The following is a 15748-nucleotide window of genomic DNA, read 5'->3' on the forward strand; positions in this document are numbered from 1 at the left end:
TGTCAAATTGTTGAATGATCGTCGTGCATGCCGCTGGATTATGTGGCCATTTCTGCGGTGTAGTCCACCTGCGCTCCGTCGCTCCACATTAATAGCCCGTTATAATCGCCTCGAGGCATTTGACGCCTGGGATGCCGCTACTCGTGCCGATTGAAATCTAAGCAGCAGCGTTCCTTGGAGTTGCGATGCCTTGGTCGAAGCCGGACACATAATCCGTCCACTGCCCGGCAGGGCATTGCGCAGCAATGTCCCGAGAGGGATCAGCCAGAGCCGTCCTTTCTTCAGTTGTTCCACTGGCACTTTCAGCCCCTCTCGTTGCCAATGACGTTCAATCCGTCCGTCGCTGACAGACCATCCAGCCTCTCTCAGCAGCGCAGCGATCCTGCGATAGACTTATCGGCCGTATTGACGGGTCATCGCGATCATGTCGGTCACCAGTCGCTCTTCGTCTGCGCGACCTTGTGGGACGCGTCGTTGCGTGGACCGATGTTGCCCCGGCACGCGGCAGGCGCGTCCCTCGGAAACGTTCGGCTGGTTGCGTACATGGTTAGTACAAGTACGACGGCGACGGGGCTCAGTAGGCCTTCGCGTTCAGGCCTGCAAATCATCCACTGGATGATTTACTTTTCGGCCTTCATCCATTGTGGCTTTCATAAGGATCAGTTTGCCCAACGTCAGATCAGAAGCTGCACGTCGCAATCGTTCGTTCTCTTTCTGAAGCCGCTTTAGTTCTTTCAACTGATCTACGCCGATCCGCCGTACTTCTTGCGCCAGCGATAGTAGGATTGTTCGACAACGCCGATCTGCCTGATCGCGTCAAGACGGGATATGTCTTGCCCCATCAAAACTTCTACTTGCTGTAACTTCGAGACAATATTTTCTGGCTTCGGTCTCCTGTTTGCATTTTTGATCCTCCGTTTCCCAAACGTAGCGGTGGACCAGTTCAATTAGGAGAGGCGCAATCCAGACCCCATGACGATCACTTCGATGCCATTCTTAAACTCTGAAAACCCGTGATCTTCGTCTTTGGTGAGTTGCTCTTCCAGCCAATCCAACCTGTGATCTGGCCGTGCAATAGGCCCATTATGATCAATGGCGTGCGAGGCATGAATGGCCGGTAGCCAAAGCAAAGTTGCGGATGGGCTTTTTACGGGTCGTCAGATGGGATCAAACCTGCCCGGTTCAGTTGCCAAGCGTTTTTCGCAACGCATAGCGATCGCTAGATCACTCAGGTCAAAATTTTCTGATTGAGTTCTTTCGTATTCGCGATGCGGTTAACTCAGCCAATGGTATGCCACACGGTCGTACCGGGGTGACCCCGTGTGGCATTGCTTTAGGCAATCAGGTTCTGATCAATCACTTCGAACGCAAATTCGTCGACTGTAAACATGGTGGCATCTAATGCTGACAGCTCAACTGCGTCAAAGGTCGTACGCCCAAGCGATCCTGAGAAATCGCCATCGTCAACATCCGCCACCATGGTGCCGACAAGAACACCGTCATCGTAGAAGGCAACCTCGACGTCACCGCTGCCGTGACTGTCGCCAAAGCTAAAGATGAATTCCACCGCTTCCAGGTCCGTGTCTTCCAGCGCAATTCTGAGGCTTTCGTCACCGTCAACCGATGCAGCATCGCGGCCAAACAACGAGTCGTCGAATGAGAGCACGCCAATCGCGCCATGTTTGATCGCAACCAGCTCGAAATTGGTTGGATCGATCGCATCCACTTTGATACCAACATCCGAAAACGTGAGGCTGTTGCGCACCGGGCCAAGCCTGTCGACATCCAGAACTTCACCATCGATGCTTTCAAAGGCCTTGGTTTTGAACCAGCGGCCCGCTTCGAACTCAACGGCCAAACTCTGGGTTTCTGGAATGAACAGGCTTGCCACCATGGGATCGTGATCCGACGCGCGCCCGCTGGTTGCGGCGAATTCCGAATTGACGTGGACGATGTCAACCAGTGCGCCCGAATGCAGATCCTCGGACACGAGAATATGGTCCAACGACTGGCTGTTGCCCTGAAACTCAAAGCTATAACGTTCGTCTTCCGGAATATCGTTTGTCAGATTGACGAGGTCGGTATTGGCCTCAAGGTCAGCTACGGGTGAGACAAATTCAAACTCGTTGAAGTCACCCAACACAACAGCATTGGCGCCATCACCCAGCCCGTTGACGAAATCCTGAACGGCCTGGCTCTGGGCCTGGCGCTCATCCAGACTGCCGTTCACATCAACGTCTTCTTGGCGAGCGGCAAAGTCCTGTTCGGTTCCCAGAATGGGCGCGGAACCACCTTTTGATGAAAAGTGGTTATTGACCACCGTGACGGTTTCACCGTTGAAGACAAAATCAGCGACCAATGGCAAACGTGCGCCCTCAAATGCCTCGCCTTCACCTTGCCCACTGATGGTCTGCACGGATCCTTCCACTAACGAGACACGATCAGGATTGTAGAGGAAGGCGGTTCGGATGTTGCCGCCGGGCTGACCCCCGGATGTTCCGTCCCCGATAAAGGTGTTGTCGATCACCTCATAAGCCGGACCACCTGCCGCCAGGATAGCCGCGGCCAGTTCCGCCAGGGTTTCGGACGCCGAGACTGTTCCGTCATCGTCCGAGCCCGAATTGTCCTGCACCTCTTGCAGACCAATGATGTCTGGGCTGTTGAGGTTATTGGTGATCTGCTCGGCAATGGCGGCAAACCGACCGTCGGCAACGTCCTGGTCGCCGTCGCCATCATTGGGGTCGAGGTTAAGAACATTGTATGTGGCAATTGTCAGCTCGTTGCTTGAACCGGCGAGTGTGGTCGTTTCCTGTTCCAACCCGGCTGACTGGATATTCGGTGTAAAATCCTCGGTCGGCAGGATTTCGTAGTTTCCGAAACTATAGCCCACCACACCCGTGACGTCGCCAAGGTGATTGCCGACATTCACTGTGGGAAAGTCGAAATCGAAAATCCCACTGTCTTCGTCGATCTGGATTTTCTCAGGATTGAAGTCGTCTGGTGAGATATTGAGCGTTCCGCGCTCTGAAAGACCGGTTGCGCCACTGCCCTGATCGGCAACCGCAAAGATTTCACCGAACCGGCTGGTTCCGCTGACGGCTTGCAAATCCGTGGCGGTCACGCGCATCCCTTCCAAGCTTTCGAAGAAGTCGATGCCATCCTGGGTTGGATCGAATGAGGCAAACGCATCATCGTCGATACTTTGATTGGGTACCGCCCGATCACCCGGATCATTGCCAATCAGAACCGCTTCGGGCAGCGCATTGCCCGATGACTGCACCTCAAGGTCAAAAACATTGGTCAGTTGGGTGGTTGGCAGGTTGCCACTGCCTGTGCCGCCGGGAAAGAACTCGGCAACGGTTCCGCCCACGGAAATGGCGTCACCCACAGTGACTGTCGGGCTTGATCCGGTGAACACGAAAATCGCGTCCGAGGTCGCATCATCCCCGTCGCCTTCAGAGTCCTGCAGATAGAACCCGTTGGAATCCACTGCAGTAACGATGCCGCTGGTTGAAACCATATCGCCTAGAACGCTCGATGGACCGGCAGGCAAGTTCGCGAAGAACTCGGCAACCGTTTGTCCATCTGCCAAAACAAATTCCGACACATGGCCTGCACCTTGGATTTCATAGATTGACACGATTTCAATGTCGCTTGCCGAGATGGATACCTCGACAACAGGGGCCAGAATACCGTCGAAGGCGGGATCGTCCGAGGTGACAGTGTGCTGAATGTCCACGACCTCGGCCCCTTCGGGCAGATCGTCGTCAACGGCGGTGACTGCGACTTGTTGAGGCTGGTCAAAATTGTTCGCGTCAAACACCAGTTCAGTTGGCACGACGTCAAGATCAGACCCTGCGGCTATGGTGATCGTGACCGGCTGTTCGGGCGCGACGGACAACGTGACTTCATATGTATCCGCCATGCCCCCTTCATCGGCAGCAAGATCCAGATCATTGACGATGACCGTTGGCGAGGGCGCGGCATCCGTGACGGTGAACCCGGCAGGTTCGACATCGTCAATCCTGGTATTGCTGGTTGTCCAGTTGGCAGGGTCATTGATGGCGGTCTGCAGATCGGCCTTTGTACCGGTAAGCGGGCCGGAATAAACACCGTTATCGGTTTCGGTGAGGGCAATTGCGCTGGTGCCGACGGTCAACCCTGAGGGCAGTGCAGACGTATTCGACGATGTTGCGTCAGGTTCATATCCGTCCCCATTGAAATGAACCGAGGCAACAAAACTGGGCGTGTCGTCATCACCTTGATACGCGTGGATCTGATCGCCGCTGGCCGAAAAGTTTGGCCCGGTAAATGCGGGGTTTATCACTGTACCCGCAGCGATGTTCGCGGGTGCCGTCCAGACGAATATTCCCTCGCTGCTGCGAAACCCGCCGGCTGCGAACCAACCGTTATCAGTGAATTTAATCTCGGTTCCGGCTTCGATGCCTGTCAAAGCAACAAATGTGAACTCGTCGGGATTGTCTGAATTGAACCCGGTAAACGCAATATCACCCGCAGCCAATGTAGTAACCATGTGAGCCTCGCTTTTTGATCTGGTGAATGGATGGCGTGTCGATATGCGACTCGCCTCAATACAACCTAAGGTAGCTTAACCTGACGATGTTAGTTAATTGGTTGTACGGAGCAGGCCTAATACGGCGGAGCTTTGCCGTTTGAAAGCACGGCATCGTTTAGAGTGTATGCTTGGCTGCCGGACCTTTCGCCATCTGAAGCCGGGCATTTCCGCATTTTCGTAGCGTTCGGCTGGTATCGTCATGTGGTTTTACCGACAAATCTGGTGGGATACTTCCGCTGCCGACAAAATCTGATCTGGGTATAATCGTAGCGGGACGAACTAAGCCCTCGTCTAGCAGATTTGTTCAAACTGATGCATCGGTTCAGAGCCGACCTCGGATGCTGCGCAATACTTGCCCCCAGCGGGCCGAAACTCCCGAAAGGGAGAGGGGAAATACTGATTTTTGCTCACACAGCAATTGCTGTTGGAGCATCCACCCGCATATGCGGCAGGCTCTTAGCAGCGTCAAAGCGTGTGTCGCCAGACCGGTCATTCAAAGCGGAGGGGAACCCCGCATCTTAGACAGCGTTTTTACTATAGCCGGGATCGATGGTCAGTAGCGGACAAAGATGTAACCCATATCGTAACATTTACGTTTGTGGCGTGTAAGCAATGAACCGTAGCTTCTCATATGTCTAGTTTCACAGAAATCTCTATTTGCTATTCTTAGATGCGTCGGTTGATCTAAAGACGATGAAAATCGAGATACCGGCATCGACGCATCTTCAGGAACACGGATATCCTGCGTTCAAAATCCTCAGCGCTGTTCGGGTAGGCAAGCAAATGGGCCTGTCCGCAGAATATCTGCTGAATGGCACAGAGTTGGACGAAGCTGCACTTGCGGACACCCGAACGAAAGCTTCGGTGGGTCAGGTGGCGACGGTTTATGCCCGGTTGGTTGAGCAAGGCCACGGTACCGAAACAGCCTTTGAGCCTGGAAGAGCTTTGACGCCTTTTCAATACGGCGCCTTTGGGGTCGCCATTGTTACGGCAACTTGTATGGCCGAGGAGTTTGATCCCGTCTTTCTCTATCCAGAGCTTGAGTCCACGGTGGTACAAATGCGGCTGGAATCTCATGGTGATATGACTCGCCATGTCTTTAGGGACAACGTGCAGGCAACGGGGTTGAATCGCTTTCTCGTCGAGATACAGACGGCTATGGCTGTATCGTTCATGAAAAAGATCAATGGATCAGCATTTCCCATAAAAGAAATTTGGTTCACCTACGACGCCTCGGACGAACAAGAGCGCTATGACGAGATCTTTGGCTGCACACTCCGATTTGGGCAGCCCTACAATGCATGCCTATCTGAAACGTGGATGCTGAAACAGTCGTTTGTCGAAGCGAATGCCTTGACCAATGTCGATATGAACGATTTGTGACGTCGACAGACGATATTTCAAAAGTCGATTGGGTGCTCGGGGATCGCGGTTACGACGCCGGCTGGTTTCGGGATGCCCTGAAAAACAGAGGGATACGCGCGTGCATCCCCGGTCGAAAACAACGTAAGACGCCGGTAATATACGACAAACGAAGATCCAAACGACGAAGCCGCATCGAGATCATGTTTGGCAGGCTCAAGGGTTGGAGGCGTGTAGCAACCCACTATGACCGATGCCCCAAGGTATTCCTCTCTGCCGTCGCACGCAGAAATGAAATTGAATTCACAGGATGGGCTTGGGGCGGTCATCCAAAAAGGCCCGCATGTACATGCGGGCCTTGTCGATTTTTCTAAAGCTTCGTCTCAGAAGATCACAGCTTACTGCGGGATTTCGCCTTCCAAACCTTTAACGTAGAAGTTCATACCCGCCAGTGTGCCGTCATCGGCGGTTTCGCCTTCAGCCAGCCAGTCGCTGCCGTCTTGCTTTTTGATCGGGCCTGTGAAGGGGTGGTATTCACCCGCTGCCATGGCCGCTTTCATCGCCAGTGCTTCCTCTTTGATGTCGGCCGGAACGGCGTCCGAGATCTCACCGATCTCAACCATGCCTTCCTTGATACCGTCCCAGGTGTTCACGGTTTCCCACGACCCATCCATGACCGCTTGAGTACGTGCGATGTAGTAGGGCGCCCAGTTGTCGATGATCGAGGATACGCGCGGCTTGGGGGCATATTCGCTCATGTCCGAGGCCTGACCGAAAGTGATCACGTTGCCTGCCTCTTGTGCGGCCGCCTGCGGCGCGGTCGAGTCGGTGTGCTGCAGGATCACGTCCGCACCTTGTTCGATCAGAACGGTTGCGGCATCTGCCTCTTTCGCCGGGTCGAACCAAGTGTAGGCCCAGATGATCTTGAACTCTACATCCGGGTTCACTTTTTTGGCGTGGATGTAGGCCGAGTTGATGCCGCGGATCACTTCAGGGATTGGGTAGGAGCCAATGTATCCGATGATGTTCGACTCGGTCATTTTACCCGCGATGTGTCCCTGAACGGCGCGGCCTTCGTAGAATCGGGCCGAATAGACGGACACGTTCGGTGCGGTCTTATAGCCGGTCGCGTGCTCGAACTTCACGTTCGGGAATTTCTTGGCCACGTTGATGGTCGGGTCCATGTACCCGAACGAAGTGGTAAAGATCAGATCTGCACCTTCCAGTGCCATCTGCGTCATCACACGTTCCGCGTCCGGGCCTTCGGGAACGGATTCAACAAACACGGTCTCGACCTTGTCGCCGAATTCTTTCTCAACCGCCAGACGGCCTTTGTCGTGTTCATAGGTCCAGCCGCCGTCGCCCACCGGACCGACATAGACAAAGCCTACTTTTGTTTTGTCCTGTGCGACCGCGCCGGTCGCCAGACCCAGCACCATCGCGGCACTGGCAAGAAGTGAAGTGAATTTCATGTGGTTACTCCCCAAGTTGGTTCAATTGGCCCCGTCTAGTGCGAGGCGTGGAAGGTCCGGCCCAGTGAGGCAGGTGCGCTGCTCTTGTCGGCCGAAAGGATCACAAGCACAAGGATCGTGATGATGTAGGGCGACATTGCCAGATACTCGACTGGGATGGCAACGCCTGCGGCCTGCAGATTAAGCTGCAACACCGTGATTCCGCCAAACAAATAAGCACCCAGCAATGCACGCCATGGTTTCCAGCTGGCAAAGACCACCAGCGCAAGAGCGATCCAGCCAACACCGGCGGTCATGCCCTCGGTCCACTGCGGAACGCGGATAAGGCTGATATAGGCTCCACCGAGGCCCGCACAGGCGCCACCAAACAGGATCGCCAGAATGCGGATCTTGATGACCTTGTAGCCCAGGGCGTGTGCGGCGTCGTGGTTTTCACCCACTGCGCGCAGGATCAGACCGACGCGTGTGTATTTCAGCGTGGCCCAGACGGCTGCAACCAGCGCGATGCCCAGATACAGGATCGGATCATGCTGGAACAGGATGGGGCCAATCACAGGAATATCGCTGAGCAACGGGATATGGATATCTCCCATGCTGGGCGGTTTGACACCTACATAGCTTTGACCCATCAGCGCGCTGAAGCCTAGGCCGAACAGGGTAAGTGCAAGACCACTGGCCACCTGGTTCGCCAGCGCAAACTGTGTCAGCAGGACGAACAGCAGGGACAGAACCGCGCCACCAATGGCTGCTGCAATGAACCCCAGCCAGGGTGATCCTGTTTCGACAGATATCGCAAATCCGCTGATTGCGCCGACGATCATCATGCCCTCTACGCCAAGGTTCAGAACACCTGCTTTTTCGACGACAAGCTCTCCGATCGCCGCCAGCAGCAGGGGGGTTGCGGCCACCATAAGCGAGGCGACCAGAAGTACGGGATTGATTTCACCTAGGTCCATGGGTCACGCCACCTCATTACGGGCCGCACGGATGCGGTAGTTGGTCAAAAGATCGAAAGCCAGCAGGAAGAACAGGAGCATGCCCTGAAAGACCTGAATGGCAGCCGCAGGCAGGCCCAACTGGGATTGCGCGATTTCGCCGCCAATATAGGTCAACGCCATCAAGCCACCTGCCAGCAGGATACCCACCGGATGCAGACGGCCCAGAAAGGCCACGATGATCGCGGTAAAGCCGTAGCCCACGTTAAAGTCGATGCTGACCTGACCTGATGGGCCTGCGACCTCGAACATCCCCGCCAACCCGGCCAGGGCACCGGACATGCCCAGACAGAACAGGATCAGACGTGCCGGGTTTACACCCGCGAACTTCGCCGCCCGAGGCGCTTCACCCGTCAGGCGAATGTGGAAGCCCAGCATGTGACGGTTCAGCAGGACATAGGCAAAGATCACAGCGATCAGCGCGGTCACCACACCCCAGTGCATACCCGATCCGGCGATCAACTCAGCGTTATGCGCGCTTTCATAGGATTGCAGGTTGCGCGATCCGGGAAAGCCGAACCCTTCGGGGTTTTTAAGCAGGCCAAGCGAAACCGAAGCCAGCATCTGCTCGGCCACGTAGACCAGCATCAGTGACACGAGGATTTCGTTGGTGCCAAAACGCACCTTTAGGAAGGCCGGGATTGCCGCCCAAAGCCAACCGCCAAATGCGCCGGCGATCACCATGATCGGGAAAACGTAGAACGCATCCAGCGGATAGAAGGCCAGACCTGCTCCGGCACCAAAGATAGCGCCCATGATGTATTGCCCCTCGGCCCCGATATTCCAGATACCTGCACGGAAACCTAAGGACAGGCCAATGGCGATCAGAACCAGCGGCGCGCCTTTAACCAGCAATTGTGGACGGTAGTAGAAAGCGAACTCGCCAAACAGCGGCTCCCAGAAAATGGTGCCAATGGCTTGGATCGGGTTCTTGCCCAGAATGGCGAACAGGATGCCGCCGAAAACCATGGTTGCCAGCACGGCCACCAAAGGGGTCGCGTAAGACCACGCTTTGGACGGCTGCGGCCGTTTCTCCAACACAATCATCTGCTCATTCCCCCAGTTTCTTCATCTTTTTGTAAATTTTCCCGCCGAAGGCGGTCCGACGGATTAAACATGGGCCACCTCCATGCCATGCGCGCCGCCCATCATCAGGCCGATTTCGTCGACCGTCAGACCCGTGGTCGTACGCGGAGCGCTGAGCCGCCCTTCATTGAGCGCTGCAAAGCTGTCCGATATCTCCATCAGCTCATCCAGATCTTGCGATATGCAGATGACTGCGGTGCCTTTGGCGGCCAAATCCAGAATGGCCTGACGGATCGAGGCCGCGGCGGCCGCATCCACGCCCCATGTCGGTTGGTTCACAACCAGAACGTCCGGGTTTTGCAGGACTTCGCGCCCAATGACGAATTTCTGTAGGTTGCCCCCTGACAGAGATCGTGCTGCGTTTTCTGGCCCCGGTGTGCGGACGTCAAAGGCACTGATGATCTTTTCGGCAAAACTCTTGGTTTCTGCCCATTTGAGGAACCCGTTGTTCTCAAGTCCTTCCCGGACCGATCCAGTCAGCAAAGCGTTTTCGGTCAGGCTCATGTCAGGGGCGGCCGCATGTCCCAACCGCTCTTCCGGAGCGGTCAGAACGCCCAGCTTGCGGCGCGCGGTCGGCCCCAGTTTTCCGATCGGCTGGCCGTTGAACTTAATCGCGTCGGGTGCTGTGGTGATCTCGCCCGACAGAACGCCCAACAATTCGTCCTGGCCGTTGCCCGCGACACCGCCGACGCCCAGAACTTCGCCCTTACGGACGGTCATGTGGACATTCTTCAATGCGGTACCGAACTCGGATGGTGATGGAACTGACAAACCGCTGACATCCAGGGCGACCTCACCGAACTCACGCCCCGAACGCTCAGGTGTTTGCAGGGTCGAACCCACCATCATCTCGGCCATATCCCGCGCGGAGGTCTCAGCGGGAACGCATTCGCCGACATTCTTACCCAAACGCAGGATTGTGGCGTGGTCGCACAGTGTGCGGATTTCTTCCAGCTTGTGCGAGATATACAGGATCGAAGTACCTTCGGACCGCAATTTGTTCAGCGTTTCAAACAGAATGTCGACTTCCTGAGGTGTCAGAACCGATGTCGGCTCATCCATGATCAGCAGCTTCGGATCCTGTAACAGGCAGCGGATGATTTCGACCCGCTGACGCTCACCCGCGGACAGATCGCCGACGGTGCGATAGGGATCCAGTGGCAGACCGTAAGTTTCCGAAACTTCGCGAATACGCGCCGCCAGATCGCCCATGGCTGGCGGGTTTTCCATCCCCAAGGCGATGTTTTCGGCCACGTTCAATGCGTCGAACAACGAGAAGTGCTGGAACACCATCGCGATCCCGTCCGCCCGTGCGGCACGGGGTTCGGGTGGCGCGAAGGCTTGTCCGCGCAGCAGCATGGTGCCGCTGTCGGGCTTTACCAAACCGTAGATCATTTTGACCAACGTGGATTTGCCGGCGCCGTTTTCGCCAAGCAGAGCGTGAACTTCGCCCTCACCGATGTCAAAGGACACCTGATCATTGGCCACGACGCCGGGATAGGCTTTAGTCAGCCCTTGTAAGCTTAGAAGTGGAGTGGTCACGCGCTCAGGTCCTTCTTTATTTCGTATTGCCGGGCAGGGCGCAGGATCTGCACCGCGACACCAACTGCGATCATCTGCGGGTGTTTACCCAAGGCTGGATCTCCGATTGGGCAGGTGATCCGGCCAATCCGCTCGGGCGCATGTCCCAAAGCGGCCAGCCGGGATCGGAACCGCGCCCATTTCGTAGCCGAGCCAATCAGGCCCGCAAAGCGGAAATCATGCAAAAGCAACCTGTTGCACAGCTCCAGGTCCAGATTGTGTGAATAAGTAAGCACAAGGTGCTCGGCATCACGCGGCGCATGGCGAACCAGCTCGGCCGGTTTGCTTGCCGGAACGACGGTTACGCCTGCGGGCACCGCTTCGGGAAAACGCTCAGGCCCGGTATCGACCCAGGTGATTGACAGATCAGGCAATGGGGATAGAACGTCAACCAGAGCCCGGCCAACGTGACCGGCACCCCATATCCACAGATTGCGCGCCGGTTCGTGAACGGGTTCGACCATCCAGCCGTCAATCAGCTGCGGTTCGGGCGCAACACCTTGACCGCGGGCCTGCGACAACAGTCGCTTGACCGAAAGCGGCATCTCACCGCCCGAAGCCGAGCGCGCAATGACTGCATCATCCAGCCGGTCGACGGCCGCAAGATCGTAGATTTCACTCAGCAGAGTTACTGCACCGCCACAACACTGGCCCATATCCGGGCCGAGGGCATGGTGCGTTTGGCGCATGGGCGCTGCTTGGGATCGAGCTGCTTCAGCCGCCTGATACTCCAACGTGCCACCGCCGATGGTGCCCGACTGCCCGTTCTCCCAAACAAGCATTGCAGCGCCAACTTCACGGGGGGATGACCCCTTGATCCCGGCGATAACCACCCGGGTCACCTTGCCGTGGGTTTTGACCGCCTCCCTCAAAGCCTCTCGATCAAATCCCATCAGGTCTCTCCCTTTACCCGCTGGACACCCTTCCAGACTTCTTCAGCCGTGGCGGGTGCATCCAGTGCCGGATAGCTGTCCCCGCAGGCCGCCACCGCATTCGACAGGGCAAGCCACGCGGAAATACCCAGCATGAACGGCGGCTCTCCGACCGCTTTTGAGCGATAGATCGTGTCCTCGCGGTTTTCACCGCTCCAGAGCGCGACATTGAAAACATCAGGCCGGTCCGAGCAAGCGGGGATCTTGTAGGTCGACGGCGCATGCGTGCGCAGATTGCCCTTGCCGTCCCAGACAAGTTCTTCAGTGGTCAGCCATCCCGCACCCTGTACGTATGCGCCTTCGACCTGCCCAATATCCAGCGCCGGGTTCAGCGACGCGCCTGCATCATGCAGGATATCCGTCCGCAAAATGCGGTTCTCGCCTGTCAGTGTATCGATCGCGACTTCGGTAATCGACGCGCCGTAGGCGAAATAAAAGAACGGACGCCCCCGGCCTTTGATCCGGTCCCACTCGATCTTGGGTGTCTTATAAAACCCGGTCGCAGACAGGCTGACCCGGCCCTGATAAACCAGCGCAGCTGCTTCTGAGAATGTGTAGCGCTCTTCGCCGACCGAGACGTGGCCATCAGAGAACGTCACAGTCGAGGGATCCGCCTGATGCCGATGCGCTAGATAGTCGGCCATCCGGTCGCGGATCGTGTCGCAGGCTGCTTTGACCGCCATGCCGTTAAGGTCACTGCCCGAGGACGCGGCGGTGGCAGATGTGTTAGGCACCTTGGCGGTGTCCGTCGCGGTGATTTTCACCATCTCCAACGGAATACCAAAGCGGGACGCGGCCACCTGCGCTACCTTTTGGAACAGACCTTGCCCCATCTCGGTACCGCCATGGTTCAGGTGGACCGAACCGTCCTGATACACATGCACCAGCGCCCCCGCCTGGTTCAGGTGGGTCAGCGTGAAAGAAATACCGAACTTGACCGGAGAAAAGCCGATGCCTTTCTTGATCACGCTGTTCTCGGCGTTCCACTTCTGGATGGCTGCCTTGCGTGCGGTGTAGTCGCTGGATTGTAGCAACTTTGCAGTCATGCCGTGCAGTTCGAAGTCGCTGACCTCCATCCCGTACGGCGTGGTGTTGCCACCTGCGGGCAAGGGACGCACCGGGGCGTTGCCCATCTCAACCGCGCCTCGGCTGGTCAGGTCCTCGTGCGGGTCAGGATGGCCCAGCGGTTTTTCAGCGACCACGGGATCCGCAACAACATGCGCCGGCTCATAGTAGTTCCGGCGACGCAATTCGATCGGGTCCATGCCCAATTCATACGCGGCGTGATCCATGACTCGCTCGATCCCGACCATGCCCTGAGGTCCGCCGAACCCGCGATAGGCCGTGGCGGATTGGGTGTTGGTCTTCAGCCGATGGCTTTCGATCCGGGCATTCGGCAGCAGATAGGCATTGTCCGAATGCAGCATCGCACGGTCCGCGACGGGCAGGGACAGGTCCTGTGCCCAACCACAAATCGCATGATGCAGGAATGAAACGCCTTGGATGTGGCCGTTCTCATCAAACCCGGCCTTATATGCAATCCGGAACGCGTGGCGCTTGCCGGTAATGATCATGTCATCATCGCGGTCATAACGCATCTTGCAGGCCTTGCCTGTCGCACGCGCTGCGATAGCGCAGGAAACAGCCAAAGCGTTGCCCTGACTTTCCTTGCCGCCAAAGCCGCCGCCCATACGGCGCGTTTCAACGCGAACGGCGTGCATCGGAACACCCAGAGCGTCCGCTACTTTGTGCTGAATCTCGGTCGGGTGCTGGGTCGAGCTATGCACCAACATATCCGCGCCCTCATTGGGCACGGCCAGTGCAGCCTGACCTTCCAGATAGAAATGCTCCTGACCGCCAAGCTCGAATCCACCTTCGATCACATGCGCCGAACCCGCAATGGCCGCATCCGCATCGCCCTTGGCGTAGATGCGCGGACCGTCCTCGAACCGACTGTCTGCGGCAAGCGCCTCTTCAACCGTCAGGATTGGGGTCTCTTCGGCATAATCGATCTGGCCCAAACGCGCCGCTTTCCGCGCGGCAAGGTGGCTGGTCGCAATGACGAGGAAAACGGGCTGCCCGATATAGTGCACCGTGCCATCAGACAGCAGAGGTTCATCATGGATCGACGGTGAGACGTCATTGGCAAATGGCAGATCGTCGGCTGTCATCACCATGACGACACCTTCAGCGGCCTTCACCGCCGACAGGTCCATCGTGCTGATCTTACCCTTGGCAATCGGGCTAATGCCAAAGGCCAGATGCAACGACCCTTTGGGCGTCGGAATGTCATCCACATACCGTGCGGTTCCCGCGACATGCAGTGGCGCCGCGTCATGGGGGAGGGGTTTGGTCACGCTCATGCGGACACCTCCAATACATTTGTCACTTCGCCTTGATCCTCAAGGAAATATCGTTCGAGCAGCGCTTTGGCGGTCTGTAGCCGATAGTTGGCCGATGCGCGCATGTCCGTCATCGGGGTGAAATCACTGTCGAAGGCCGGAATAGCGGACCGAACAGTCTCATGCGTCCATGGCTTGCCAACCAGCGCGGCTTCGACATTTGAAGCCCGTTTGGGAGTTCCGGCCATACCACCAAAGGCAATACGGGCATCAGCAACCATACCGTCCGAAACAGAGATGTTGAAACACCCACACACGGCCGAGATATCCTGATCGAACCGTTTGCTGAGTTTGTAGGCCTTCAAACGATCCGCCTGACGCGGAAAACTTACGGATTCGACAAACTCGCCAGGTGTCCGGTCTTGTTTGCCGTAGTCGATAAAGAAGTCCTCCAATGCGACCGAGCGACGTTCGTCGCCCTTGCGCAGATGTAGTGTCGCGCCCAGGGCGATCAGTGCAGGAGGATTGTCTCCGATGGGCGAGCCGTTTGCGATATTTCCGCCCACGGTGGCCGCGTGCCGCACCTGAACGCTGGCGTAGCGCCGGATCATTTCGGCGTAAGACGGGTGCAGGTCCGCCAGTGCTTCGCCCATCCGGTTCATATCGACCATCGCGCCGAACAGAACCTCGTCATCCGTGATGGTGATCTCTTTCAGATCATCACAGCGGTTCAGAAAAATCACTGGGTCGAGGTCACGCAGTTGCTTGGTCACCCAAAGCCCAACGTCCGTCGCGCCGGCGACCAGAGTGGCGTCCGGGTGTTCCGCGTAGATTTTGGCCAATTCATCCGAAGACTCCGGCAACATCTGCGATGTGACCCGCGTGGCGACTGGCTTGTCTTTCACCCAAACCGGCACGGGAACTTCTTCGGTAGCCTTGGCGGCGCGAATGATCGGCGCGTAGCCGGTGCAGCGGCACAGGTTGCCAGCAAGCTGAGTGTCGTGATCCGTCGCGCCATTTGCATGACTTGCCACCATCGACATGACGAAACCGGGGGTGCAGAAGCCACATTGCGAGCCGTGCAGATCCACCATCGCCTGCTGGGCTGGGTGCGCCTCGCCGTTGGGGCCACTGGCGCCTTCGACCGTGCGAACCGCCTTACCATGCAGTTGAGGCAGAAACAGGATGCAGGAATTCAGCGCCTTGTGGCCACCTTCATCCGTCACCATGACAGTGCATGCCCCGCAATCGCCTTCGTTGCAGCCTTCTTTGGTGCCGGTCAGGCCGCGATCCTCACGCAGCCAATCCAGCAGGGTCGCTGTCGGATTGACATCCGCCAGTTCCACTGTCTCTCCGTTCAGAAGAAACGTGATATTCATTCGAGAAACCCGTCGCCTTACCC

The 15748-nt window shown here is 56.9% G+C and carries 9 protein-coding genes and 2 pseudogenes; 2 read left to right on the forward strand and 9 right to left on the reverse strand.

The features are described 5' to 3' along the window. Window positions 1–179: 179 nt before the first annotated feature. Window positions 180–911: pseudogene (locus DHN12_RS05260) on the reverse strand (transposase); the annotation flags it as partial. A 422-nt stretch (window positions 912–1333) separates the two neighbouring features. Further along, entirely contained in the window at window positions 1334–4534 is a 3201-nt protein-coding gene (locus tag DHN12_RS05265; protein WP_108859235.1) for an endonuclease/exonuclease/phosphatase family protein, read from the reverse strand. A gap of 825 nt (window positions 4535–5359) precedes the next feature. On the opposite strand from DHN12_RS05265, the gene DHN12_RS05270 reads away from it, so the two are divergent. Next, window positions 5360–5959, forward strand: coding sequence for an AraC family transcriptional regulator ligand-binding domain-containing protein (locus DHN12_RS05270; RefSeq protein WP_159089977.1), 600 nt, complete (start codon window positions 5360–5362; stop codon window positions 5957–5959). A 14-nt stretch (window positions 5960–5973) separates the two neighbouring features. Beyond that, window positions 5974–6312, forward strand: a pseudogene (locus DHN12_RS05275) (transposase); the annotation flags it as partial. A 24-nt stretch (window positions 6313–6336) separates the two neighbouring features. Here DHN12_RS05275 and DHN12_RS05280 read toward each other — a convergent pair. From DHN12_RS05280 to xdhA, 7 genes are all read right to left on the reverse strand, one after another. Beyond that, window positions 6337–7410: a BMP family ABC transporter substrate-binding protein gene (locus DHN12_RS05280; protein ID WP_108859237.1), complete on the reverse strand. Its 1074-nt coding sequence runs from the start codon at window positions 7408–7410 to the stop codon at window positions 6337–6339. Between the two features lie 35 nt (window positions 7411–7445). After that, complete coding sequence (locus DHN12_RS05285) at window positions 7446–8366, reverse strand: ABC transporter permease (RefSeq protein WP_108859238.1); 921 nt, start codon at window positions 8364–8366, stop codon at window positions 7446–7448. A 3-nt stretch (window positions 8367–8369) separates the two neighbouring features. Further along, entirely contained in the window at window positions 8370–9452 is a 1083-nt protein-coding gene (locus tag DHN12_RS05290) for an ABC transporter permease (protein WP_058276029.1), read from the reverse strand. A 63-nt stretch (window positions 9453–9515) separates the two neighbouring features. After that, a complete protein-coding gene (locus DHN12_RS05295; protein WP_058275481.1) occupies window positions 9516–11033 on the reverse strand; it encodes an ABC transporter ATP-binding protein in 1518 nt (505 codons plus the stop codon). Then, window positions 11030–11965 carry a xanthine dehydrogenase accessory protein XdhC gene (xdhC, locus tag DHN12_RS05300; RefSeq protein ID WP_108859239.1) on the reverse strand — a complete coding sequence of 312 codons (936 nt, stop codon included), beginning with the start codon at window positions 11963–11965 and terminating at the stop codon, window positions 11030–11032. Before xdhC ends, DHN12_RS05295 begins: the two co-directional genes overlap by 4 nt. Then, window positions 11965–14367, reverse strand: a complete 2403-nt coding sequence (gene xdhB / locus DHN12_RS05305; protein WP_108859240.1) for a xanthine dehydrogenase molybdopterin binding subunit — start codon at window positions 14365–14367, stop codon at window positions 11965–11967. Before xdhB ends, xdhC begins: the two co-directional genes overlap by 1 nt. After that, a complete protein-coding gene (gene xdhA, locus DHN12_RS05310) occupies window positions 14364–15725 on the reverse strand; it encodes a xanthine dehydrogenase small subunit (protein WP_108859241.1) in 1362 nt (453 codons plus the stop codon). The genes xdhB and xdhA overlap by 4 nt, the downstream gene beginning before the upstream one ends. Window positions 15726–15748: the final 23 nt, after the last annotated feature.

The sequence above is a fragment of the Ruegeria sp. Alg231-54 genome (assembly GCF_900143525.1).
Classification (GTDB): Bacteria; Pseudomonadota; Alphaproteobacteria; order Rhodobacterales; family Rhodobacteraceae; genus Ruegeria.

Bases quoted from the DNA above. Each gene is read 5' to 3' on its own strand.
- xdhB (WP_108859240.1), bottom strand. From the start codon at position 14,367: ATGAGCGTGACCAAACCCCTCCCCCATGACGCGGCGCCACTGCATGTC.
- DHN12_RS05285 (WP_108859238.1), bottom strand. From the start codon at position 8,366: ATGGACCTAGGTGAAATCAATCCCGTACTTCTGGTCGCCTCGCTTATG.
- DHN12_RS05290 (WP_058276029.1), bottom strand. From the start codon at position 9,452: ATGATTGTGTTGGAGAAACGGCCGCAGCCGTCCAAAGCGTGGTCTTAC.
- DHN12_RS05270 (WP_159089977.1), top strand. From the start codon at position 5,360: ATGGGCCTGTCCGCAGAATATCTGCTGAATGGCACAGAGTTGGACGAA.
- xdhA (WP_108859241.1), bottom strand. From the start codon at position 15,725: ATGAATATCACGTTTCTTCTGAACGGAGAGACAGTGGAACTGGCGGAT.
- xdhC (WP_108859239.1), bottom strand. From the start codon at position 11,965: ATGGGATTTGATCGAGAGGCTTTGAGGGAGGCGGTCAAAACCCACGGC.
- DHN12_RS05265 (WP_108859235.1), bottom strand. From the start codon at position 4,534: ATGGTTACTACATTGGCTGCGGGTGATATTGCGTTTACCGGGTTCAAT.
- DHN12_RS05280 (WP_108859237.1), bottom strand. From the start codon at position 7,410: ATGAAATTCACTTCACTTCTTGCCAGTGCCGCGATGGTGCTGGGTCTG.